Here is a 22,953-nt window from a genome sequence, read left to right on the forward strand (position 1 = left end):
ATCCGAGGGTGATGGCGTGGCGGCGCGGACACGGGCGGAGGAAGAGCGGCCTCGCGGGCGGGGTCAGACGGACGGCTCGGTGGCCTTCACCTGGCGCCAGGGGTGCAGCAGGGTGGCGCCCACTTCGCCGGTGGCCGGGAAGGCGGCCGGATCGGCGAGGCCGACGGCGGTGGGCACCCGGCCGGGGCGCCAGGTGAAGCTGCCGAACACGTGGTCCCACAGCGAGAGGTCGGAGGCGTAGTGCCCGGCCTCAGCGAGGTCGGTGCTGTGGTGCAGTCGGTGGAGCTCGGGGCCGGCCAGCAGGTGTCCGAGGAGCCCGAGGCGGACGTCGATGTTCGCGTGAACGAAATACCCCTGCGCAAGAATGAATATTCCGACCACGAACACGGATTCCACCGAGAAGCCGATCAGCGACAGCAAGAGTTGCACCACGGACTGCGCGACGAACACGTCGAGAATATGGTTCACGCCGTTGTTCGCGACATTCACCTTGTCCGGCACGTGGTGGACGCCGTGCAGGCGCCAGAGCCACCGGTTGTGGTGGGACCAGCGGTGGACGAGGTAGTCGCCGAGCGAGCCGACCAGCAGCGCGAGCGGGATCTCCACGGCGAACGGGAGCGCCGGACGGGCCGCCCCGAGCACCTGCACCAGCGCCGTCACCAGCCCCGTCGCGACCGCGCCGCCGACCATGCTCAGCACGAAGTACACGGTGTACCAGCGCAGTTCACGCCCGCTCGGATGCCAGTCGGTCCGGTACGGGATCACCCGCTCCAGTACCGCCAGATACCCGAGGACGCCGACCAGCACGAGGGGGGAGACCCGGTCGGGCTCCCAGTGGAAGTGCAGTGTGGCGACGGCCGTGCACAGCACCCCCAGGAGCAGAAGCGGATGAGCGAGCCGGCGTGCAATGGCGGACAGCACGCGCCCCCTTGGTTATTCGCGAACTAATGACTGGAAACGTCAGAGACTCTAGCGGGAGCGGTCAGCTGCGGCAGTCATTCGACGTGTTAACGCCATAAATAACCCGATCGGAGGAAGATCCGCGCACGAAGTTGACGCTAGAGCGGCGCGAAAGGGGCGCGTTTGTTCGTAGGCACTTGAGAAACCGGAGCGCAGCGAGGCCGGTTTCGCGCCGGGCGAGGTCGCACGCCCCCCTGTGGCGGGGTGCGGTCCGGACCCGGATCCGGCCACCGGTCCCGCGAGGGCGGCGCGGGTGGCACGGGGCGAGCGCGAACCGGGCGCGCGGGCGTGGGCGAACCGGGCAGCGCGGGCGTGGGCGGGGTGGGCAGCGCGGGCGGCGGCGCCCGTCAGGATCCCGCCAGCTCCGCCAGCCGCCACGCCGCGTCCGGCCGGTACGCCGCGAGGCGGTCGCGCAGGCCGCGCAGCTCGTACCCGACCAGGGCCGGCAGGGCCGCCGCCGGGGCGGTCTCCAGGGCGGGCCCGAGCAGTTGGACGGCCGTCTGCGGGTCGTGCGCGCAGGCGTGGCAGTCCGCCACCCGGACGGTGAAGAGGAGACGGCTGGAGGGGAGCTGGGCCGGGCCGAGCAGGCCGAGCGCGGTCTCGGCGGCGGTCAGCGCCCGGCGGGCCAGCCGGGGGTCGTCGACGACCGCGGCGAGGTCGCGCAGCGCGGCGGCCGCGCCGGACTCCACTCGCAGCCGCATCGAGGCGATGGAGAGCCAGGGCGCGTCGTCCTCGTCCCGGGCGCCGATGTGGTCCAGGTGCAGCCGGGCGCGGCCGAGGTGCCGGATGGTGGCCCGGACGTCGCCGGTGAGGGCGTGCGCACGGGCCTGACCGATCTGGCCCATCGCGCCGGCCCAGTGCCGGCCGGGGGCGGCGCGGCCGGTCTCCCGGGCGTAGCCGAGGGCGGCGGCCGGGTCGCCGTCCATCCGGGCGAGGGTGCTCATGTCGCTCAGCGCGGCGACCTGGGTGGCCTGGTCCCCGGCGAGCTCCGCCCAGGCGAGCGCGCGGTCGAAGCAGGCCATCGCGGTGGCGTTGCGGCCGTCCTGCATCCGCAGCGCGCCCGCGGCGTGCGCGTGCTCGGCGGCCAGCCGGGCGAGCGGGCGGCGCTGCGCGGCGGGGGCGGCGGCGAGCCGGGCGAGCACGGCCTGCAAGGTGCGTTCGACGGCGGCGGCCAGGCCCGGCAGGCCGCCGGCCTCGCCGGAACGCAGGTGGGCGGCGAGCAGCCCGGTGAGGGCGTGTGCGGTGGCGGCGTCCAGGGGCGGCACGGCGGCCGGGTTCGCGGCGCAGAACTCGGCGTGCAGCGCGGCGAGTTCGACCGGGTCGGGGACATCGCAGCCGTCGGCGCCGTGCAGCGGGCAGAGCAGGCCGTAGTCGGGCAGCCGGGGCGGCGGCTGGGCGGGGGCGCTCCAGCGGGCCGGGCCGGCTGGCCCGTTCGCGGCCGCGGTGGGCAGCGGGGGCCGCAGCAGGGCGGGCGCGAGGGGCGCCAGGGAGGGCAGTTCGGCGGTCTCGGCCCGCTGGCAGGCGGCCCTCAACTCACCGCCCGCACCGAGGAGTTCGTCGATCCGGTCGGCGATCCGCGGGGTGACCCGGCGGGCGCCGTGCTCGATCTTGCTCACCGCGGTGTGGTCGTAGCCGATGCCGGCGCCGAGTTGGGCCTGGGTGAGGCCGGCCCGGCGCCGCCAGTGGCGCAGCCGGGCGCCGAAGTCCCGCCAGGCGCCGAGCTCCTGGGCGGGCGGGGCGACGGGTGGGGACGGAGGTGGGAACGGAGGTGCGGACGCCGGTGCCACGGCCACGCGGTTGCGGTGCACGGCTGCCTCCTCCGGTCGCTTCCCCCGGGCCCTCGCCAACCTTCCGACCATCAGGACGGTACTCGATGACACCCGGTCCGTACATGAGGTGGTCTCAACCACTCGGGCAAAAGCCCAGCTTGACGGAATTTGCCAACCCTATGCATCGCGTGCACCAGCCATTGACCAGAGCATGACGCCGTGTGAGGGTTCCGGCACCCGAACGCGGACGGCCCGCACGGCCGTCCCCCAGACACGGCCCTGCGGTGCGCCACCAGCCATGCCGTCCGCGGTCGAGGACCCCCACATGCTAGGAGCCTCGATGCAACGCAGAGTTTCCACAGGACGGTTGCTGACCACGGCGACCACCCTGACCGTGCTGGCCGGCATGATCGCCGCCACGGCCGGGCCGGCCACCGCCGCGCCCACCCCCTCTCCCGCACCACCCAGCGCCCTGGCGGCAGCCGTCAACGCCGCCGACGCGGCCGCGGCCGCCGGCCTGGACGCACTGGCCAAGGGCCCCGGCGAGACCTACGAGCGCCGGGCCGTCACCCCCTGGCTCGGCGGCCTCTACTCCGTCGCGTACGACCGCAGCTACCGCGGCCTGCCGGTGGTCGGTGGCGATGCCGTGGTGCTCGCCGACGGCCAGGGCAAGGTCCGCGGCCTCCAGTCGGCCGCCACCGGGCCGGTCGGCGGCTCGATAACCCCGCAGGTCAGCGCGGCGAACGCGGAGAAGACCGCGCGCACCAAGCTGGCCGCGGTGGACTCGGTGGCCGAGCGCCGCCTGGTCGTCCGGGTCAAGGACGGCGCGAGCCGGCTCGCCTGGGAGACCGTCCTCAAGGGCCGCACCGAGAGCGCACCGAGCACGTTGCACGTCTTCGTGGACGCCGCCAGCGGCGAGGTGATCGACAGCTACGACGATGTCCGGGCCGGCACCATCAACAGCAAGTGGAACGGCCCCGGCCCGCTGACCATCAGCACCACCAGCTCCGGCGGCTCGTACTCGCTGCGCGACCCGAACCGGCCCGGCCTGACCTGCTCCGACTACAGCAGCGGCCAGGTGTTCAGCAAGTCCTCCGACTCCTGGGGCACCGGCAACCCCTCCAGCAAGGAGACCGGCTGCGCCGACGCCATGTGGGCGGCCCAGAAGGAATGGGACATGCTCCGCGACTGGCTCGGTCGCAACGGCCACAACGGCAACGGCGGCAGCTGGCCGGTCAAGGTCGGCCTCAACGACGTCAACGCCTACTGGGACGGCAGCTCCATCTCCATCGGCCACAACCAGAACAACGAGTGGATCGCCGCCCAGGACGTCGTCGGCCACGAGTTCGGCCACGGCATCGACCAGTACACCCCCGGCGGCGCCAACAACGAGAACGGCCTGGGCGAGGGCACCGGCGACATCTTCGGCGCGCTCACCAAGGAGTACGCCAACCAGCCCGCGCCCTACGACTACCCCGACTACCAGGTCGGCCGGCAGGTCAACCTGGTCGGCCAGGGGCCGATCCGCAACCTCTACCAGCCCTCACTGGTCAACAACGACCCGAACTGCTACTCCTCCTCCATCCCCAGCACCGAGGTGCACGCGGCCGCCGGCCCGCTGAACCACTGGTTCTACCTCCTGTCGATGGGCTCCAACCCGGGCGGCGGCAAGCCGTCCAGCCCCACCTGCAACAACTCCTCGGTCACCGGCATCGGCGTCAAGCAGGCCGGCCAGGTCTTCTACGGCGGCATGCTGCTCAAGACCAGCGGCATGACCTACAAGCGGTACCGCACCACCACCCTGACCGCCGCCAAGAACCTCGACCCGACCTGCAACTACTTCACCCGGACCAAGGCCGCCTGGGACGCGATCAGCGTGCCCGCGCAGAGCGGCGACCCGACCTGCACCCCGTCCGGCAACAACGACTTCTCGCTCGCGCTCGGCCCGGCCTCCGGTTCCGTCCAGCCCGGCGCCTCGACCACGGCGACGGTCTCCACCGCCGTCACCTCGGGCACCGCGCAGACCGTCAACCTGACCGCCTCGGGCGCCCCGACCGGGGTCACCGCGACGCTCAACCCCTCCTCCGTGCAGACGGGTTCGTCCGCGACGCTGACCCTGTCGGCCTCCTCGGGCGCCCCGGCCGGGACGTACGTGATCACCGTCACCGGCACCGCCGGCGCGGCCACCCACACCGCCCAGTACACCCTGACCGTCGGCGGCGGGGGCACCCCCGGCGGGCCCGCGCCCGACATCGACGTCGCCAAGGTCCAGGCCCACCTGACCCAGCTGAACACCATCGCCAACCAGAACGGCGGCAACCGCCGGGCCGGCAGCGCCGGGCACAGCCAGTCCGTGGCGTACATCAAGGGCAAGCTGCAGGCCGCCGGCTACACCGTGACCGAGCAGACCTGCACCTCCTGCACCTACCAGTCCAACAACCTGATCGCCGACTGGCCCGGCGGCCCCGCCGACCAGGTCACCATGTTCGGCGCCCACCTGGACAGCGTCTCGGCCGGCCCCGGCATCAACGACAACGGCTCCGGCTCGGCCACCCTGCTGGAGAACGCCCTCGTCCTCGCCCAGCAGAACCCCACCCTGACCCGGCACGTCCGGTTCGCCTGGTGGACCGGTGAGGAGCAGGGCCTCCAGGGCTCGCAGTCCTACGTCGGCCAGCTGAGCTCCACCCAGCGCTCCGCGATCAAGTCCTACTACAACTTCGACATGGTCGGCTCGCCCAACGCCGGCTACTTCATCAACAACATCACCTCCGCCGCCTCCGCGCCGATGAAGGCCTACTGGGACTCCCTCAACCTCCAGCCGGAGGAGAACGTCGAGGGCCAGGGCCGCTCGGACGACTACTCCTTCCAGCAGGCCGGCATCCCCACCTCCGGCTACGCGGCCGGCGCCGACGCCGTCAAGACCTCCGGCCAGGCGACCAAGTGGGGCGGCAGCGCGGGCCGTTCGTACGACTCCTGCTACCACCAGTCCTGCGACACCACCAGCAACATCGACCCGACCGCGCTGAACCGCAGCGCCGACGGCGTGGCCTACACCATCTGGAAGACCTCCGTCGGCGGCACCACCCCCGCCAACGACTTCTCCCTCGCGGTAAACCCGGCCACCGCCACCGTCAACCCCGGCGACTCGGCCACCGCGACGGTCTCCACCGCCACCACCTCCGGCTCCGCCCAGACGGTCAACCTGACCGCCTCCGGCGCCCCGGCGGGCGTGACGGTCTCCTTCAGCCCGTCCTCGGTGCAGTCCGGCGCCTCGGCCTCGCTGACCATCGCGACCGCCGCGAACACGGCGGCCGGCACCTACAGCATCACGCTCACCGGCACCGGCACCGCCACCCACAGCACCAGCTTCTCGCTGGTCGTGGGCAACGGCCCGACCAACCCCGGCGGCACCTGGACGCCCGGCACCACCTACCAGGCGGGCGACGTCGTGACCTACAACGGGGTCAGCTACCGCTGCGTCCAGGGTCACACCGCCCAGGTCGGCTGGGAGCCCCCGATCGTCCCCGCCCTGTGGCAGGCCGTGTGACCCGTAGGGCACCCGCCTGACACCCCGTAAGCCGCTGCGCCGCGGTCCGTCGAGGGGGACGGATCGCGGCGCAGCTGTGCGCCGGGCCTGACCCGGGCCTCAGTCGGGCCTCAGCCGGGCCTCACCCAGGGTGGAAGGTCACCCGGACGTCGGTGTCGAGCGGCAGGACCAGGACGTTGCCGGTGTCCCAGGTCCAGTCGCGCGGGATGAGGACCATCCGGGCGCCGGACTGCGCCAGCAGCCGGAACCCGTGGTAGCGGTAGCGGAAGCGCTGCCCCTGCCCGGCGTCGGCCAACGCGTACTCCTGCACCGCGGGCCAGGCCAGGTAGAGGCGTTCCGTGGTGTCCACGATCATCGCCGGGCGCTGGTAGAGCCGCGCACTCAACCGGCGGGCGTCCTCCGTCCCCTTCGCGTGGGCGTACCCGGTGGCCGCCCAGAACGAGCACAGCACGACGATCGCCACGGTCACGGCGACGGCCGCGCGCTCGCCCGGGAGCGGGTACGGGCTCCCGGTGACGCGCGCGAACAACAACCGGGCCAGCACGGCGAGCAGCAGGGCACCGCCGATCAGCAGCGGGACGGCGTACTGGCCGAGGTCGATCGCCCCGAAGCCGGCGAGGAAGCCCAGGACCAGCAACGGGGCCACGGCCGCCGCGATCAGCACGCAGGCCGGGCGGACCCAGCGCGAGGCGCCCCGCCTGGTCGCGAGGTGGTAGGCGAGCGCGACCAGCAGCACCCCGAAGAGCAGGCCCCCGACCGGGAGGTAAAGCGCTGGGGAGCCGCGGAGCAGGAGGTCCGGCGTCCCGAAGCCGAGCGTGGCGGCGTCCAGCCCGAAGTAGTGGTAGAAGGAGTCGGTGTAGGCGAAACCGAGGAAGAAGACCAACGCGGTCACGAAGGTGGTCGGGCCGAGGACCGAGGCCAGGAAGCCGACCCAGTTGAACCGGGGAGCCTCCGGCGGCTTCGGTTCGCCGTCGGCCGGCTCCCCCGCCGTCCACCCGCTCAGGGTGTGCTCCCGGTGGGAGTTCCGGTGCCGCCTCCGCCGGTCGGGAGCCCGGTGCCGCCGCTGTTCGGGGTCCCGGTGCCGCCGCCTCCCTCCGAGCCCTTGATCAGGCCCTCGGCCCTGATGTACCTGCTCTCGCCGTCGACGGTCACGGTCAGACAGAGCGGCCGCCCGGTCGCACTGCCGGTCGCCAGGACGAACTGCTGCGGCGCGCTGCGGCCCCCGGTCACGGTGACCTCCTTGCTCGGCGGCGTCGCGGGCGCGGCACCCTCCGAGCAGTCGGTGACCTGGCTGAGGACGGCCGTGAAGGTCTTGGTGGACGTGCTCCGCAGCGTCACGGAGGCGTAGACCCCGACACCCGTGGCGGACGCCGACACCTCACCCGCGTCCGCGAACCCCCCGCCGCCCCCGCCCCCCTTGGTCCGCGCGTCCTCCGTCCCGCCCGGGCCGCCGTTCTGGCCCGACGAGCCGCCGTTCTGACCCGACGAGCCGCCTCCACCCTGGCCGGTCGGGACGGTGGCGGTGCCGCCTCCCCCACCGCCTCCACCGGAGCAGGCCGCGAGGGCCGGGACGAGCAGGGCGCCTGCCAGCCATCGGGCCGCTCGTCCCGTCGCGCCGCCTTCGAGGTGCCTGGTCCCGGACATGCGTTCTCCCATCCGCGCAGCGAGCCGGGGCCGACCGGCCCCGCCGCACCGTACCGGTTCGCACACGGTACGCCGGCTGCCGCGCGGGCGGCGGCCGGCCGGGAAACCCGTTCGGCGCAGCCCTGGCCCGGAGTCCGTAGAGTCGGAGCCGACGGACCGTCAGCCGCCCCGAGGAGAACACCCGTGACCACCGACACCCGCCCCGTACCGGAGCTGGCCGCCGAGGCTGTCGAGCAGTGGCGCACCGAGGAGGCCGACCTCATCGACCTGCTCGCCCGGGCGCAGCGCGGCATCGGCGGCATCGCCGCCTTCCGGCTCGGCCCCACGCCCACCGTGCTGGTCACCGACCCGGCCGCCGTACAGCACGTGCTCGGCCGCCACCCCGACCGCTACGTCAAGCGCTCGCACCGCGCGCGGATGCTGGTCGGCGACGGCGTGCTCTCCGCCACCGGAGACGCCTGGAAACGTCAACGGCGGCTGCTGCAGTCCCAGTTCACCGGCACCGGGATGCGCCGCTACGAGCAGCGGATCGCCGCCGCCGCCCGCCGGACAGCCGACCGCTGGGAGGGGTACGCGCGCACCGGCGAGACCTTCGACCTCGGCGAGGAGATGCGCGGATTCGCCCTCGACACCGTCTGGCGGGCCCTCACCGGGCTGCCGCTGGACGACCGCACCGACCATGAACTCCGCTCCGTGGAACGGGTGGTGGCGGCCATGCCGACCCTGCCCACGGACGCCGGGGACGCCCGGGACGCCGTCGCCGCCGACCTCGCCCGGATCGACGCCGTCGCACTGGCCGCCATCGACGCGGCCCGCTCGGCGACCGACGTCGAGGAGCCCGGCGTGCTGCGGGTCCTGCTCGACGCCGCGGCCCAACACCCCGAGTACACCGACCGGTTGATCCGCGACGAACTCGTCACCCTGCTCGTCGCCGGGCACGAGACCACCGCCACCACCCTCACCTGGCTCTTCCTCCTCCTCGACCGCCACCCCGAGGCGCGCGGCGCGGACCCGCAGGCCCTGGTCAGCGAGGCCCTGCGGCTCTACCCCCCGGCCTGGCTGCTCCCCCGGCACGCCGTCGAGGACGACGTGATCGACGGCCACCGCATCGCCGCCGGCACCGACGTCCTGGTCTGCCCCTACCTCACCCACCGCGACCCGGCCCTGTGGCCCGACCCCGAACGCTTCGACCCCGCCCGCTTCACCGCCACCGGCGCCCGCCCCGCCCAGCTCGGCGCGTACCTCCCCTTCGGGCTCGGCGCCCGCGCCTGCCTCGGCACCCAGTTCGCCGTCCGCGAGACCACCGCGCTGCTCGAACTCCTGCTGCCCGCCCACACCGTGCGGTTCCGCTCCGTCCCGACCGGCTCCGCCTACAGCATCACCGTGCGACCCGACGGGCCGACGCCGGCGGTGCTGAGCTAACCGATCCCGGTCGCGGTCCCGGTCGCGGTCCCGGTCGCCGGAGGGAGGAAGTCATCGGCCAACTCCTCGCCGGAGAGGGCGGCGTCGACGCGGGCGTCGATGTGCGCGTGGGTGACCGGGCAGTCCAGCGGGCGGTCGCGGTGGCAGTCGAGCATGTGGGTCAGGACGGCCGCGGCGCGCTCCAGGCGGCGGGCGCGGGCCGTCATCTCGTCCCGCTGCGCCGCCAGCAGCGCCTTCCGCTCCGCCGCCTGCTCACTCGCCATCACGGCGGCCGTCCCGGCGAGCGGGATCATGCCGTCCACGTGCCAGAGCTGGACCAGGGCGAGGCGCTCCAGCGCCGCCCGGTCGTACTGGCGCACCCGGCCGCGGCGGGCGGCGGGGGCGATCAGGCCGCAGTCCTCGTAGTAGCGCAGGGCGGGGACGGAGAGGCCGAAGGCCTTCGCGACCTCGGTGATCGAGTAGAGCTGCTCCACGCGTCGTCTCCTTCACGGTTCACGGCCGGCGGGTTGCACTCAAGCGCACTTGAGCGTGAAAACTTAGGCAAGCCTAACTTCCTGCCGCAGCGAAGGGTTCGCCGCTCATGCCGCTCAGCACCGCCTCCGCCCCCAGCCCCGCCCCCACCCAGGCCTCACCCGGCCGCGCCGCCCCCGCCTCCGGCGCGCTGCTCGTCGTCGGCTTCGTCCTGCTCAGCCTCAACACCCGGGTCGCGTTCGGGCAGGTCGGACCGCTCGCGCCGGTCGCCGGCTGGGGCCAGGGCACCGTCACCGTGCTCGGGCTGCTGCCCCCGCTGTGCATGGGCCTGTTCGCACCGCTCGGCGCCCTCGCCCGGCGGCGGATCGGCGAGGAGCGCGGGCTGTTCTGGGCGAGCGTCCTGCTCGTCGCCGGGGCGCTGCTGCGCACGGCGGGCCTGCCCGGGCTCTACGCGGGGACGATGCTGGTGGGCATCGCGGTGGCGGTGGTCAACGTGCTGATCCCGGTGTTCGTCCGGGCCCGCTTCGCGCCCCGGCGGATCGGCACCATGATGGGCGTCTACGCCCTCGCGATGGGCACCGGGTCGGCCGTGGTCGCCGCCCTGGTCGCGCCGGTCGCCGACGCGTGGTCCTGGCGGGCCGCGATCGGCCTCGCCGTCCTCCCGGCCGTCCTCGCGGCGGCGGGCATGGCGCCGCAGCTGCGGGTGGAACGACGGATACCGACCGTCGCCGCGCCGGTGCACCGCCGACCCGTCGGCCGCACCGCGCTCGCCTGGAGCCTCACCGCCTTCTTCGGCATCCAGACCCTGGTCTTCTACGCCACCCTCGCCTGGCTGCCCTCGATCCTGGTCGACGCCGGCCTCAGCCGCACCACCGCCGGCACCGACCAGGCCGTCCTCATCCTCGGCCTCGCCGTCGGCGGCTTCCTCGCCCCCGTCCTCGCCGCCGCCCGCGCCGACCAGCGGCCGCACCTGCTCGCCGTGGTGGCCGCCTGCGTCCTCGGCCTGCTCGGCGTCGTACTCGCCCCCGCCACCGGCGCTCCGCTCTGGGCCGGCATCCTCGGCATCGGCATGGGCGGCGGCCAGGCCCTGGCCGCCGTCCTCTTCGCCCGCCGCGGCACCGACCACGACCACGTCGCCGCGCTCTCCACCATGGCCCAGACCTGCGGCTACCTCCTCGCCGCCACCGGCCCCGCCCTCACCGCCGCCCTCCACACCGCCACCGGCTCCTGGACGGCCCCGCTGCTGACCCTGGTCGGCCTGCTCCTGGCCGGCTCCGTCCTCAGCCTGCACGCCGGCCACGACGCCCGGCCGTGACCGGCGTGCCTCCGCACCGGCGACCGGGCCGCCCCTCGATACTCCGGTAGACCCGTACGAGAGGACGCCGATGGAATTCCTGGTCGACATGGTGACCACCGTCCCGGACGGAACCACCGAGGAAGCGATCGCCGACATGCGGGCCCGCGAGGCCGGCCGCTCCCGCGAACTAGCCGCCCAGGGAACCCTGTTGCGACTCTGGCGCCCGCCGCTCACCCCCGGCGAATGGCGCACCTGGGGCCTGTTCAGCGCCCCCGACGAGGAGCGCTTGGAGCAGGTGCTCGCCTCCATGCCGCTACGGGTGTGGCGCCAGGACACCGTCACCCCGCTCTCCCCCCACCCCAACGACCCCGGGCTCCCGGAGGGCGCCCGATGAACGACGAAACCGTCCTGCGTGCCGTCCTCGACCGCTGGAAGGCCGCCGTCGACGCCCACCAGCCCTCGCAGGTCGCCGCCTGCTTCACCGAGGACGCGATCTTCCAGGGCCTCCACCCCTACACCGTCGGGCGCACCGGCATCGCCGAGTACTACGCCTCCCAGCCGCCCGGCATGACCGCCGCCTACCGCATCCTGGAGACCCGCCGCCTCACCGACGACCTCCTGCTCGGGTACCTGGACGTCGACTTCGCCTTCCCCGATCGGCCCACCGTCACCGTCAACCTCGGCGTCCTGCTGCGCCGGTCGGCCGACGGCTGGTCCATCACCCACTACCAGGTCTCACTGCTCCCCTGAGCTGCGCTGCCACGTTCCATCGCCGCGCTCCGTCGGGCCGGTGAGAGCAACCCGACAGGAACAAAGATCGTCTGATCGCCCCCAGGGGCAGTCCAGGGTTGTTATCAGGGTGATCACCGATGGGCGATGGCAGCTGGACGCAGCAGAGTTGACGCGGTCAACAAGTCCCATCGAGGCCGCCCCGGAGAAACCCTGATGCGCATCCGTCTCGCCGTCACCACCCTCGCCCTGGCCACCGCTCTCACCACCGGCGCGGCCCTGCCGGCGGCCTCCGCCACGCCTGCTTCCAACGCCCCGGCGCTGGTGAACCCGACCGTCCAGGGCATCCTCGACCACCTGCCCGACGCCGTCGTTGCGGGCGCGCTCATCAGGCAGGACGGCGTGGACGCCACCGCCGGCCCGGTCACCGCCGGCGCCTACCTCCGGATCGGCAGCGTCACCAAGGTGTTCACCAACACCGTGGCTCTCCAACTCGTCGCCGAGCACCGGATCGGCCTGGACACACCGGCACGGCAGTACGTCCCCGAGGTGCTGCCCGAGGCGTACGACCGCGTCACCGTGCGCCAGCTCCTCGACCACACGAGCGGCCTGCCCAAGCCCGCCCGGACTCCCGGCCCGGACGACGGACCCGGATGGCAGTTCAAGTCCGTGACGCCCGAAGACCTCCTGCGTGCCTCGTTCGCCACAGCCACCGACGTGCCGCCCGCACCCCCTGCCGAGCAGCAGTACAACGGGCTCAACTCCCTGGTCCTCGGCCTGATCGTCGAGAAGGTCACCGGCCACTCCCTCACCACCGAACTGGAGCACAGGATCATCCGGCCGCTGCACCTGAGCCACACCAGCCTGCCCGCCGCCGACGACCCGACCATCCCCTCGCCCCACGCGGAGGTGCACCTCGACGGACAGGACGTGACCGAGCAGAGCCCGTACCCGTGGGCCGAGGGAGGCATCATCTCCACCGCCGCCGACCTGGACCACTTCATCACCGCGCTGTTCCGGGGCCGCCTGCTCCCGCCCGCCCAGCAGAAGCTGGTGTTCGAGGTGCCGAACGTGCCGAACGCCGCCGACAACACCAACTGCGTCGGCCGAACGGCCTGCTACAGCATCGGCGGGCTCATGCGCTACCAACTCCCGAACGGCGAGTACGCCTGGGGCAAGACCGGTTCCCGCCCCGGCTGGGACAACGGCGTCTTCGCCACCCGCGACCTCCGACACCGCGTGGTGTACTCCCTCAACCCGACGGGGACCGGCAACGACCTCCCCTACATCAAGGCACTCGTCAACGCCACGCTCGCCGGCTGACAACCGGAACCATCCGGTGCACGGCGACCAACGCCCGAAGCCCAGCCAACCCGGCACACCTTCCCGGTCGAGACGGGGGCGTCATCAGCATCCAGGACGGAAACCACCGCCTGGGCGCGGCCACCAAGTTGGACCACGCCTACGCCCCCTGCGAGATCGTCTGAACGCCAATCCCTCTGCCGCCTCGACGGTGCTCCCGGCCCGCCGAGCAACCAGCTCGGCGGGCCGGTCGGCCACGTCAACCGGTGGCCATCAACGGTCACGCCCTGCGGCGAATCCCGCCACCAAGGCAGCAGCGATGACCACCCACCACACGAGCCGGGCGGCAACGGCGGCACCTCCCATCGAGGCACCAGGGGTGAACGGCGACGGCATTTACGCCACCGCCCGCAGCGAGGGCGGCCGCGCGGACCGGCGCCAATCAGGCACTCAGCAAGGTGGACAAAACGATCAGCGACGGCGTCCAGCGACGTCTCTACAGCCTCGCCGCCGACTACACCGCCACGGCCGGGTTCTCCTGCATCGACGACCGCCGCTTGGACGACGCCGAGCGGTATTTCGAGACGGCTCTGCGCCTCGCCGGTCTCGGAAACGACCACGTGACCGCAATGCGAGTCTTCAACTGCCTCTCCATGGTGGGCTATCAACGCAACAGGCCGTCGGCCGCCCTGTCAGCCGCCCGAGCCGCCCAGGACGCCGGGGCGACCCGCCGCGACCCATTCCTCGCCTCCCTCGCGCACGCCCGCGCCGCGATCGCCCACTCCACCGCAGGCGACCGGCAGGCCGCCCTGCGCTGCCTCGGACACGCCCGTGATGCGCTGGGCCGTGCGGACAGCCGCGAGCGTCCGACGTGGACCGACTTCTACGGGCCGGCCGAACTGTTCGCGCTGAGTGCTGTCGTCCATCAGCACCTCGACGACAGCGCAGAGTCCGAGAGCGCATCACACCGTGCCCTGGCCGGGATCCCCCCACAGTTCCGCCGCAACCGTGCGTCCGCCACCGCCCGCCTCGCGCTCGCCCAGCTCGGACAGGGTGAAGTCGAACAGGCCATCGTCACCGCCACCGGCGTGTACGCCCTGATGGGCGCCGACCCGCTTCCGCCGAGGCTGCGCACTCTCCTCGGCGACTTCCACCGTGGCCTGATCACCCTGGCACCGACCTCGGCGGCTACGCGAGAGTGGACCGACCGAGTCCACGCCCAGGGAGACACCCAGTGACGATAGCCCTCCGCCGCTACGAGGCCGGCAGCATTCCCGCCGACCACGCACAGTTGCTCATCGACGTCCATGCGGACGCCTATCGGGAGCAAGCCGACGACCCCTTCGTCCAGCGCTTTGCCTGGTTCGCCAAGCACTGGACGTCCCGGCCGGGCTACAGCTGCGTCATGGCCTACGACGCCGACGAGCCGGTCGGCTACTCCTACGGCGCCCCGCTGGAGGACGGCCGCGAGTGGTGGCGCCCCCACATGCCGCCGCCCGCCGACACGTCGACGTTCGCCGTGTCCGAGGTCATGGTGCGCCCCGACTGGCGGAAGCTCGGCATCGCCGAGCAGACACACGATGCTCTACTGTCCGAACGGGACGAGGCGCTGGCCGTGCTCTACGTCGACGTCACCCACCCTAGTGTCCTGGCACTGTACGAACGCTGGGCATACAAAAAGGTCGGCGAGCACCGTCCGTTCGAAGACGCCCCGCTCTACGCCGTCATGGTCCGCGCGCTTCGGTAGCCCGGTCAGTCCGCACCGCCGCGCTGCAGCAACGGGCCGACACCAGGCCGCCGCCGTGCAGGCCGGTCGCGACACCACCCTGCCCGCCGCGCTCGGGGCGAGCGCGGCGGGCCGACGGCCGTCTCTACTCCTGGGCCGCGAACCTCAGTTCGCTCCGGCGTTAGCCTTCGCGATCAGCTCCGGCAGCTGGGCGAGCGAGTCGATCCGGAAGGTCGCGCGGTCGGCTGCGGGGTCGTGCTGCTGAATCCAGCCCCACGGCCCCCGGCGGATCAGGGCGGTCTGCATCCCCGCACGGGCGGCGGGCAGGACGTCGTAGTCCAGGCGGTCGCCGACATAAAGGATCTCGTCCGGCCCAGCCGGGACTACTGCGGCGACTCGTTCGAAGAAGGCGGGATCCGGCTTGCTCGCGCCCCAGTCGTCGGACGTGCCGATCAGGTCGACGTCGGCGGAGAACAGCCGGCGAAGGATCACCCCGGCCCGCACGGTCTGGTTTCCGGCGATGGCCAGCCAGAGGCCGTCCGCCCGGAGCCGGGCCAGGGCCGGGCGGACATCGGGGTACAGGTCCTCCTCGCCGAACGTCTCGGGCTGACCGGCCGCCGCCCGCTTCTCCCGTTCCTCGTACAGGTCGAAACCGGGGCGGAAGACCTGGAAGGCCTCGCGGTAGTCGCGCCCCTCGGCGATCACCGCCCCGAACTGTGCCACGAAGGTGTGCCGAGGCACGCCCAGCCAATCCGCCCAGGTGCCGTACTCCCGGGTCTCGTCCACCAGGCACTCGCCGACGTCGAACACCACTGCGCGAATCATGCCGACAGCCTAGCCAGGCCATCAGCCCAAGCTCGGCCTGCTGACGACGGGTGTGGCCCCGGGGGACATCGGACGTTGCCCTGGCGTACCTTCCGCCGGAGGTGCGGGGTCGAACAGACTGGGGGGACTGTCGCCGATCCCTCGAAGGGGCCTTTCCTGTGCGTGCCCATGACTCCGGTAGTGCGTTTGCCGCCGACCGACGACCGGGCCGTAGCAGTCGGCCCGCGGCTCCCGCCCGGCTCCCGTCCGGTGCCCGGGCCGTGACTCCGGCGGCGCTCACCGCCATGCAGCGGGCCGTGGGCAATGCCGCGGTGAGCCGGATGCTGGAGCAGGAACAGGAGCAGCACGAGCACGCCGCGGCCGACGTGCAGCGTTCTGCCGTCCACGAGGTGCTGAGGAGCGCCGGCACGCCCTTGGCCGACGGGCTCCGGAGCGAGATGGAGACGCGGCTCGGCGCGGACTTCTCCGATGTCCGGCTGCACACGGGTGCGACCGCCCGGGAGTCGGCGGCCGGGATCGGCGCCCGCGCGTACACCTCGGGCAGCCACATCGTGCTCGGCGTCGGCGGGGGCGACAAGCACACGCTCGCGCACGAGTTGACCCACGTCATCCAGCAGCGCAGCGGCCCTGTCGCGGGCACCGACAACGGGAGCGGGCTGCGGGTCAGCGACCCCTCCGACCGCTTCGAGCGCGAGGCCGAGGCGAACGCCTCCCGGGTGCTGTCCCGACCGCTCGCCCGGGAGTCCGAAGCGGAGCACGCGGCCCACGCGCACGGCACGCAGGCCGTCGAGCCCTCGGTGCAGCGGCGCCCTGCGGCGAAGCCCGCCGGGGAGGAGGGCGACCACACCCACGTCGACCCCGACTATCCGGGGCTGCGGCTCGTCCTGGACGAGAAGCTGACCAAGGAGTACTACGAGAAGATCTACCAACTCGCGGGCTCCGAGGAGCGCGTGATCTTCGACGAGGACGGCAGCTACGGGTACATCAAGGTCGACGACGACCTGGAGACCTACTACAAGCTCGTCAACATGGAGGTCGGCCCCGAGCAGGCGCAGGCGGACCTGAGCGGCCACGTCAACCGGCAGCGGGACTCCAGCTACCACGTCCGGGCCGGTGCCGGGACCTTCGAGGGCGCACAGATCAACCAGTTGCAGGACTTCGCCGCGCAGGGCGTGCGTTCGGGCCAACTGGTCGAGGTGAGCGTCGCGTTGCTGCAACAGGCCAGTGGTCGTGCGCAGACCGTGGCGGGCGGGCTCGTCGAGAAGCGGCTCGGCGCCGCCGTCACCGGCATGAAGAACAGCGCCGCACTCGAACCGATCAAGATCCGGGTCGACGCGGGCGGCATCAGCATCCAGGACGGAAATCACCGTCTGGGCGCGGCCGTTCAGCTGGGGCACGCCTACGTGCCGTGCAAGATCGCCTGACGGGAGCTGCCGAGCCGGGACGGCCCGTAGCGGCTCGCGGCCGACCGGTCGGCGCCTTGTACTTCCGCAGCGCGCCGCACACTTCTACCGTTGCGCCATGCAGCGTGTTCTGATGGACCGTTCGAACCCAGACGTGCTCGACCTGGTCCTCGTGGAGCGGGGCGGCTCGCTCCGGTACGCCCTCACCGCCTCGTTCCAGAGCGTGATCGCGGCACCGGTGCTGTTCCTGTACGGTGCTCTCTTCTCCCTCCCCCTCGACATCGGCATGCTGTTCGCCGGCACCGGATGGGGCCCGGTGTGGGCGGCGGCCGGGATCGTCGGCGGGGCGGGCGCGGCCATCGGGTGGGCGCTGATGGTCCGCCTGGTCTTCCGTACCGTGCACCGGCTGCGCTTCGCGCCCTCCGCCGAGCCGGCCACTGTTGTCCTCGTCCGGGGGGCCCGGGCGGACCGGCCGATGCCGGTCACCGAGGTACGACGGATCCGGATCGACCACTCCACCGAGGAGCCGTACGACGGCGACCCGCGCCCGAGGTCCGTCACCATCACGCTGACCGTCCTGCTGGAGCGCGGCGAACTCCCCCAGCGGCCCCTGCCCCAGGACACCGACACCACCGCGCTCCACCGCGAGCTGCGCGAGGCCCTCTCCCCCGCCGTCGAGGTGGACCTGCACGTCAGCCACCACCAGCGCCCCGCACCGCCGCCCTCGGTCTCGGACCGGCGCTCGTGGAACCACTTCCGGTACGGGCACGGCGGTTCGACCGGCGGCGTGGGCGGCGGCTGAGCCTGGCCACCGGCCCCCTTCGCCGACCTCGACGGGGCCACCGTCGAGATCGGCGGAGGGGGCGGCGCCTCAGTGGCGGTGGTGGTTGTCGGGTTGGGCCGGGTCGCCGGGGTGTTCCAATCCCTCGACGAGGGTGAGGCGTTGGGCGCGCTCGTGGTCGAGCCAGCGGACGAAGGCGGCGCGGCGGGCGGCTTCGGTCAGGTCGGCGGTGGGGTCGCGCTCCTCCGGGGTGGTGCGGACGGCGAGGAGGGCGGCCGTCCAGGGGCCGGCGGTGGCCCAGGTGCCGGGTGCGGCCTCGCGGAGGGCTTCGGCGAGGGCGGCGGGCAGGGTGTCGGGGTCGGCCTCCAACTCGCCGTCGGGGAGGGCGAGGTGCCAGACGGCCGACGGCGGGCGGGTGGTCAGGGTGCGGTAGTGGGCGACGTCGGCGGCGGAGGGTTCGACGTCGGCGGTGACCGCCGCGTAGACGGCCCGGACGGCTGCGCTGCCCTCGTAGGCGGCGGCGGTGATGGAGCCGAGTTCGACGGCGGCCTGCTGGTCGAGGCGGGCCGGGCCGGTGGACCGTACGGGCAGGTCGCGCTCGGTGGCGACCGCCTCGCACAGCGCCTCGGTCAGCAGCACCTGGGCGACCCAGCGGGTGAGCTGGCGGTCCTCCGAACTGCCGGGCTGGGGCAGGGCGGTGGAACGCGGGCCGGTGCGGAGGGCGGCGAGGCGGTGGTCGAGGGCGGTGCGTGGGAGCGGCCGGCCGTCGAGCAGACCGAGGGTCATGCCTCCACCTCCAGGGCGACGGTCGGGGCGTACTGGCAGCGGCCGAACCACATCACCTTGGCCAGCGCCCAGTACGCGCCGGGGTCGGTGGATTCGGGGGCGGCGATCTCGAAGTCCACGGTCGAGGACGATCCGGCCGCCACGGTGAAGCCGCGGACCGGGTCGGCGATGGCCTCCCAGGTGCCCCAGGGGGAGACGAGTTGCAGTTCGCCGCGGATCTCGCCGCGGGTGCGGTTGGTGAGGGTGAGGCCGAGGGTGGTGCGGCCGCCCGGGGTGACGCGCAGGGTCTCCTCGGAGACGGCGACGTCCAGGCCGGTGTCGCGGCCGGTGGTGGCCTTGGTGCCCTGGGCGATCGTCCAGTCCTCGGGGGTGTCGCCGGGGACGGGCAGCAGGCCGGGGAGGTCGCCGACGGCGATGGTCACGACGTCCTCGATCTCCTGGCCGTCGTGCACGATCCGGACGGCGGCGAAGTGCAGGCCGGGCGACGCGTCGGCGGGCGGGGTGAGGGTGACCGGGAAGCGCAGGTGGCCGCCGGGCTCCAGCCGGTAGGGGCGGCTGCCGAGGCTGGTCTGCCAGCCCTCGGGCGGCAGGACGACGGCCGTGCCCTCGACCGCCGCGTCGCGCAGCTGCGAGGACAGGGCGACGGAGAGTTCGACCGCCTCGCCGTCCGTCCGCAGCAGGCCGGGCGAGGCGCCGACGGAGACCGGCAGGTAGCCGAGCGGCGCCGGGCCCCGGTTGTGCAGCCAGTAGCGGGCGTGGACGGGCTGCGCGGGTTCGGCGACCGGGCCGAGGACCGGGCCGCCGGGTTCGGCGGCGACGCCGGGGGCGGCGAGCAGGGTGGCGATCTGCGAGCCGGCGAGGTCGACGCGTTCGGCGGCCTCGCCGAGGGGGCGTTCCAGCAGGTCGGCGGGCCGCAGGTGGCTCAGCCCGAGGGCGCCGCCGAGTTCCGCCGTGCGCCCGAGGCCGGTCGACTCGACCAGCCGGACGGCGAGTTCGCGCCCGACTGCCGCCGCCGAGCCGTGCGCGATGGGGTTGCCGGCGGGCTTGAGCGCGCCGAGCAGGACTTCGCGCTGAGGTTCGATCCGCAGCCAGGAGAGGGTGGCCGGCAGCGGGCCGTCCTGCGGCGGCGCGATCCGGGCGTAGAGGGGGTGGTTGAACTCCTGGCCCTGGGCGGGCAGGGTCTGGCTCCGCCAGTCGCCCGGGCCGCCGACCAGGGCGTAGCTGAACTCGTGGGTCCAGTGCTGGAGTTGGAAGGATGCACCATCGGGCAGGGTGCGCCGGGGCGGGTCGATCCAGACGCCGGAGGGCCAGCCGGTGCAGGAGCGCATCAGCGAGAGGTGCAGGGCCCCGGTGGTGTCGACCGCGAAGCCGGGCAGGCCGAAGCTGAGCAACGCGACGGTGTGGTCGGCAAGTTGGTCCACGATTTCGGACGGGCAGACGGCGCCGATCCGGGCGTCGGCGAGGTCCGCGACCAGCGCGGCGGCGTCCGTGACGACCAGCGCGGGCAGTGCCCGCAGGTCCCGCAGGTCGGCGCCGGGCTGCCAGACCTCGGCGAGCGGGGTGAGCGCGGGCACCCAGACCGCGCCGTGCGTCTTGAGGACGCTCGCGTACTCCTCGCCGGCCCGCTCGATCAACTCCCGGGCGGCGTCGTTCTCTTCCGGCCCGCCGAGGACGATCCGGAAGTCGGGCAGGTTGGAGTCGACGTCCAGCCAGCCGTACCGGGCCCAGTCGGCGCCGGAGGTGGTGGCGGTGACGCCGACCCGGGCGAGGGCGACCACCAGCGGGCGGGCGTCGGCGGCGTCGTCCAGGCTCGGGACGACCACCTCGGCGACGCCCAACGCCCGCTCCCCCAGCGGCGATCCGGCCGGGTCGGACAGGACGGCGCGCGCGGTGGCGCCGAGCCCGAACCAGGTGTTGGCCGGGTTGTCCAAGGTCCACGGCGCCTCGGCGGAGTCGACGTCGGGCAGGGCGAAGCCGCGCCCGACGACGGCGCCGGCGACCTCGCTGACCGGCAGCGCGCCGGGCAGGTCGACGGGGAAGCGCAGTCGCAGCAGCCGGTCGGCGCCGGAGTAGTCGACGACCCGGGTGCGGCAGTCGACCCGGTCGAGGCCGCGCCACAGGGTGACGGTCTGCTCGTAGCGGATCCCGTCGACGGTGCCGCCGATCACCAGCCGCTCGCCGAGCGGGCCGGTCTCGCGGCGCACGTCGGCCGGGGCCGTGCCGGAGCCGCGCACCGGCCCGCTGGGCACCAGGTGCCAGGGGCCCTCGCCGAAGTCGGGGTGCTGCGGGTACTCCTCGTAGACCCGCAGTTCGTTGCCGATCCGGCCGCCCTGGATCAACTCCCGGTCGTGCAGCAGGTCGTGGACGGAGGACAGGCCGCCGCCACGGACCGGGTCGGCGCTCACCCGGTAGCGGTCGTTGCTGATCACCACGCCCTCGGCCGCCGTCCAGGGCTCCGCCGCCGGGCCCTCCAACAGCCGCCAGGTGCGCCAGCCGAGCGCGGGGACGTCGGCGGCGAGGAAGCGCAGGGCCCCCCGGTCGACGGTGCTCGGCACGGGCTCGCCCCGGTCGTCGAGCACCCGTACCGCCCCGGTCCGCGGGGGCAGTTGGACGACGACCAGGTCGGTCCGGTCGAAGGAGAGCGTGTTGGTGACGACCACGGCCGAGTCGGCCGACCCTGCGCCGGCGGCCGAGCCGACGCCGGCGGTGGAGATCCGCGCGGTCAGCGCGTCCAGCGCCTCGTCCCGGACGGCGGCCGCCAGGTCGTGCGCCTCGCGCCAGCCGCCGAGCAGGTCGAGGTAGACCTGGTCGGACTCGGAGCCGGTGATGGCGTCGTGGTGGGCGCCGTAGGCGAGTTGGCGCCAGACCTTGTCGAGGGCGGCGGTGGGGTACTGCCCGAGGCCGTGGACGGCGGCGAGGGTGGCGAGCTTCTCGGCGTCGGCGGCGGCGACCTCGCCGGCCCGTTGGGCCTGCTTGGTGTCGATGTACGAGACGTCCTTGCCGGTGTAGACCGGGTTCATGTCGCGGGTCTGCGGGCTGGGCCGGCGGCCGGTGGCGGCGAGCTCGGCCCGGACGGCGTCGAGGAAGTCGCGCGGGGTGGCGCAGACGAAGCGCGGCCAGAGGTACTTGGCGGCCCAGGAGCGGTGGATCTCGGTGACCCACTTGTTGGGCGGGGTGTAGTCGGTGCCGACGGGCAGCAGCAGGTTCCTGGTCGCGCCGACGGGCTTGAGCTTGCGGTACAGCTCGTAGACGGCCTGTTCGGCGGTGGCGAGGTCCGGGGAGGAGTCCATCCACCAGCCGGCCGAGTAGTGGTGCGGCATGTAGTGGGTGAGCACGCCCTCGCCGGAGGGGGCGATCCACTCGAACTCGCTCGGGAACTGCATCACCCGGGCGTCGTCCTTGGCCTCGCGGAAGTTCTTCTGGATCGGGCCCCACTGGTGGAAGGGGCCCCGGGCCCAGGCGCTGCCGGTGAGGCCGACCGCGGCCAGGTGGCCGGGGAACTGCGGGTCGTGCCCGAACACGTCGAGCTGCCAAGCGGTCTGCGGGTCGCCGCCGAGGATGTCGCGCTGGTAGCCGATGCCGTAGACGAGGTTGCGGATGGTGGTCTCGGCGCCGGTGAGGTTGGTGTTGGGCTCGTTGTAGGTGCCGCCGACGAGTTCGACCTGGCCGCGCTCCAGCAGCGTACGCAGGGTCTCGCGGCGCTCGGGGTGCTGGTCGAAGTACGGCTTGAGGTAGTCGACTTCGGCGAGGACGAACTTGTACACCGGGTCCCGCAGCGCGAGGTCCATGTGCGCGTCGACGAGCGCGAAGCCGTTGCGTTCCCAAAGGGGCCGGGTGGTGGCGTCGGCGGAGAGCAGTTCCCAGGGGGAGGTGTAGGCGGCCTGGGTGTTCCACCAGACCGGGTCGTAGTGGAAGTGGGAGACCAGGAACATCGTCCAGCCGGGTTCGGCGACCTCCACCAGGGCGTCCACGCAGGCGCCCTCCGCCTCGACGGTGACGGGGAGTTCGGTGCCCGGCTCGGGGGCGCCGGTGAGCTCCAACGGGACTTCGACCAGCCCCGTGCCGGTCGCCTCGCCGCGCACGCCCGGACCGCTGACGGTGATCCGGGCGGCCGGGCCGTCGAGGGTGACCCGCAGCAGTTGGCGCGGGGCTTCCTCGGGACCGGTGAAGAGGTCGGTGTTCTCGACGGCGGTGATGGTGACCGGCACGGGGAGGGTCCTTTCGGTGCAGGTACGGGGGCCGGGCGCGGGGTCGGTTGCCACGTGCCCGGCAGGAGTTGCTGACGTGCCCG

Annotated in this window: 18 protein-coding genes; 10 read left to right on the top strand and 8 right to left on the bottom strand. The window is 73.4% G+C overall.

What is annotated here, in order from left to right; all coding sequences use genetic code 11:
• Positions 1 to 63 precede the first annotated feature (63 nt).
• Together AB0R04_RS09425 and AB0R04_RS09430 are read right to left on the bottom strand one after the other, a co-directional pair.
• Positions 64 to 882: a sterol desaturase family protein gene (locus tag AB0R04_RS09425; protein ID WP_363369760.1), complete on the bottom strand. Its 819-nt coding sequence runs from the start codon at positions 880 to 882 to the stop codon at positions 64 to 66.
• A 425-nt stretch (positions 883 to 1,307) separates the two neighbouring features.
• Positions 1,308 to 2,768 (bottom strand): helix-turn-helix transcriptional regulator, encoded by a 1,461-nt coding sequence (locus AB0R04_RS09430; protein ID WP_363369540.1) that lies wholly within the window; start codon positions 2,766 to 2,768, stop codon positions 1,308 to 1,310.
• A gap of 367 nt (positions 2,769 to 3,135) precedes the next feature.
• On the opposite strand from AB0R04_RS09430, the gene AB0R04_RS09435 reads away from it, so the two are divergent.
• Positions 3,136 to 6,276: a M28 family peptidase gene (locus AB0R04_RS09435; protein ID WP_363369762.1), complete on the top strand. Its 3,141-nt coding sequence runs from the start codon at positions 3,136 to 3,138 to the stop codon at positions 6,274 to 6,276.
• 121 nt (positions 6,277 to 6,397) lie between these two features.
• Here AB0R04_RS09435 and AB0R04_RS09440 read toward each other — a convergent pair whose 3' ends face one another.
• A complete protein-coding gene (locus tag AB0R04_RS09440) occupies positions 6,398 to 7,168 on the bottom strand; it encodes a hypothetical protein (RefSeq protein ID WP_363369542.1) in 771 nt (256 codons plus the stop codon).
• A 107-nt stretch (positions 7,169 to 7,275) separates the two neighbouring features.
• Positions 7,276 to 7,920 carry a hypothetical protein gene (locus AB0R04_RS09445; RefSeq protein WP_363369544.1) on the bottom strand — a complete coding sequence of 215 codons (645 nt, stop codon included), beginning with the start codon at positions 7,918 to 7,920 and terminating at the stop codon, positions 7,276 to 7,278.
• A gap of 183 nt (positions 7,921 to 8,103) precedes the next feature.
• On the opposite strand from AB0R04_RS09445, the gene AB0R04_RS09450 reads away from it, so the two are divergent.
• Positions 8,104 to 9,342, top strand: a complete 1,239-nt coding sequence (locus AB0R04_RS09450; RefSeq protein WP_363369546.1) for a cytochrome P450 — start codon at positions 8,104 to 8,106, stop codon at positions 9,340 to 9,342.
• Here AB0R04_RS09450 and AB0R04_RS09455 read toward each other — a convergent pair.
• Positions 9,339 to 9,815, bottom strand: a complete 477-nt coding sequence (locus AB0R04_RS09455) for a MerR family transcriptional regulator (RefSeq protein ID WP_363369547.1) — start codon at positions 9,813 to 9,815, stop codon at positions 9,339 to 9,341. The genes AB0R04_RS09450 and AB0R04_RS09455 overlap by 4 nt on opposite strands.
• Positions 9,816 to 9,922: 107 nt before the next feature.
• Here AB0R04_RS09455 and AB0R04_RS09460 point away from each other — a divergent pair, with 107 nt between their 5' ends.
• The 6 genes from AB0R04_RS09460 to AB0R04_RS09485 all read left to right on the top strand — a co-directional run bounded on the left by AB0R04_RS09460 (position 9,923) and on the right by AB0R04_RS09485 (position 14,888).
• Complete coding sequence (locus tag AB0R04_RS09460) at positions 9,923 to 11,128, top strand: MFS transporter (RefSeq protein ID WP_363369549.1); 1,206 nt, start codon at positions 9,923 to 9,925, stop codon at positions 11,126 to 11,128.
• 70 nt (positions 11,129 to 11,198) lie between these two features.
• Positions 11,199 to 11,504 carry a muconolactone Delta-isomerase family protein gene (locus AB0R04_RS09465; protein WP_363369550.1) on the top strand — a complete coding sequence of 102 codons (306 nt, stop codon included), beginning with the start codon at positions 11,199 to 11,201 and terminating at the stop codon, positions 11,502 to 11,504.
• Positions 11,501 to 11,860, top strand: a complete 360-nt coding sequence (locus AB0R04_RS09470) for an SgcJ/EcaC family oxidoreductase (RefSeq protein WP_363369551.1) — start codon at positions 11,501 to 11,503, stop codon at positions 11,858 to 11,860. The genes AB0R04_RS09465 and AB0R04_RS09470 overlap by 4 nt, the downstream gene beginning before the upstream one ends.
• A gap of 195 nt (positions 11,861 to 12,055) precedes the next feature.
• Positions 12,056 to 13,162, top strand: a complete 1,107-nt coding sequence (locus AB0R04_RS09475; protein ID WP_363369552.1) for a serine hydrolase domain-containing protein — start codon at positions 12,056 to 12,058, stop codon at positions 13,160 to 13,162.
• A 437-nt stretch (positions 13,163 to 13,599) separates the two neighbouring features.
• Positions 13,600 to 14,379 carry a hypothetical protein gene (locus tag AB0R04_RS09480; protein WP_363369553.1) on the top strand — a complete coding sequence of 260 codons (780 nt, stop codon included), beginning with the start codon at positions 13,600 to 13,602 and terminating at the stop codon, positions 14,377 to 14,379.
• On the top strand, positions 14,376 to 14,888 hold the full coding sequence (locus tag AB0R04_RS09485; RefSeq protein ID WP_363369554.1) for a GNAT family N-acetyltransferase: 513 nt from the start codon (positions 14,376 to 14,378) through the stop codon (positions 14,886 to 14,888). The genes AB0R04_RS09480 and AB0R04_RS09485 overlap by 4 nt, the downstream gene beginning before the upstream one ends.
• 144 nt (positions 14,889 to 15,032) lie before the next feature.
• Here the strand turns inward: AB0R04_RS09485 and AB0R04_RS09490 are convergent, their stop codons facing one another.
• Positions 15,033 to 15,692: an HAD family hydrolase gene (locus tag AB0R04_RS09490; RefSeq protein WP_363369555.1), complete on the bottom strand. Its 660-nt coding sequence runs from the start codon at positions 15,690 to 15,692 to the stop codon at positions 15,033 to 15,035.
• Between the two features lie 158 nt (positions 15,693 to 15,850).
• Here AB0R04_RS09490 and AB0R04_RS09495 point away from each other — a divergent pair, with 158 nt between their 5' ends.
• Both AB0R04_RS09495 and AB0R04_RS09500 read left to right on the top strand, forming a co-directional pair.
• Entirely contained in the window at positions 15,851 to 17,116 is a 1,266-nt protein-coding gene (locus AB0R04_RS09495) for a DUF4157 domain-containing protein (RefSeq protein WP_363369557.1), read from the top strand.
• Between the two features lie 97 nt (positions 17,117 to 17,213).
• Positions 17,214 to 17,897 (top strand): hypothetical protein, encoded by a 684-nt coding sequence (locus tag AB0R04_RS09500; RefSeq protein WP_363369559.1) that lies wholly within the window; start codon positions 17,214 to 17,216, stop codon positions 17,895 to 17,897.
• 69 nt (positions 17,898 to 17,966) lie between these two features.
• On the opposite strand, the gene AB0R04_RS09505 is transcribed toward AB0R04_RS09500, so the two are convergent.
• Positions 17,967 to 18,662, bottom strand: a complete 696-nt coding sequence (locus AB0R04_RS09505) for a hypothetical protein (protein WP_363369561.1) — start codon at positions 18,660 to 18,662, stop codon at positions 17,967 to 17,969.
• Positions 18,659 to 22,870, bottom strand: a complete 4,212-nt coding sequence (locus AB0R04_RS09510) for an NEW3 domain-containing protein (protein WP_363369563.1) — start codon at positions 22,868 to 22,870, stop codon at positions 18,659 to 18,661. The genes AB0R04_RS09505 and AB0R04_RS09510 overlap by 4 nt, the downstream gene beginning before the upstream one ends.
• Between the last annotated feature and the right edge of the window lie 83 nt (positions 22,871 to 22,953).

The sequence above is a fragment of the Kitasatospora sp. NPDC056731 genome (genome assembly GCF_040687675.1).
GTDB lineage: Bacteria > Actinomycetota > Actinomycetes > Streptomycetales > Streptomycetaceae > Kitasatospora.

Coding starts and splice junctions, on each gene's coding strand:
- AB0R04_RS09435 (WP_363369762.1), top strand. CDS start 3,136: ATGATCGCCGCCACGGCCGGGCCGGCCACCGCCGCGCCCACCCCCTCT.
- AB0R04_RS09445 (WP_363369544.1), bottom strand. CDS start 7,920: ATGTCCGGGACCAGGCACCTCGAAGGCGGCGCGACGGGACGAGCGGCC.
- AB0R04_RS09460 (WP_363369549.1), top strand. CDS start 9,923: ATGCCGCTCAGCACCGCCTCCGCCCCCAGCCCCGCCCCCACCCAGGCC.
- AB0R04_RS09465 (WP_363369550.1), top strand. CDS start 11,199: ATGGAATTCCTGGTCGACATGGTGACCACCGTCCCGGACGGAACCACC.
- AB0R04_RS09470 (WP_363369551.1), top strand. CDS start 11,501: ATGAACGACGAAACCGTCCTGCGTGCCGTCCTCGACCGCTGGAAGGCC.
- AB0R04_RS09475 (WP_363369552.1), top strand. CDS start 12,056: ATGCGCATCCGTCTCGCCGTCACCACCCTCGCCCTGGCCACCGCTCTC.
- AB0R04_RS09490 (WP_363369555.1), bottom strand. CDS start 15,692: ATGATTCGCGCAGTGGTGTTCGACGTCGGCGAGTGCCTGGTGGACGAG.
- AB0R04_RS09500 (WP_363369559.1), top strand. CDS start 17,214: ATGCAGCGTGTTCTGATGGACCGTTCGAACCCAGACGTGCTCGACCTG.
- AB0R04_RS09505 (WP_363369561.1), bottom strand. CDS start 18,662: ATGACCCTCGGTCTGCTCGACGGCCGGCCGCTCCCACGCACCGCCCTC.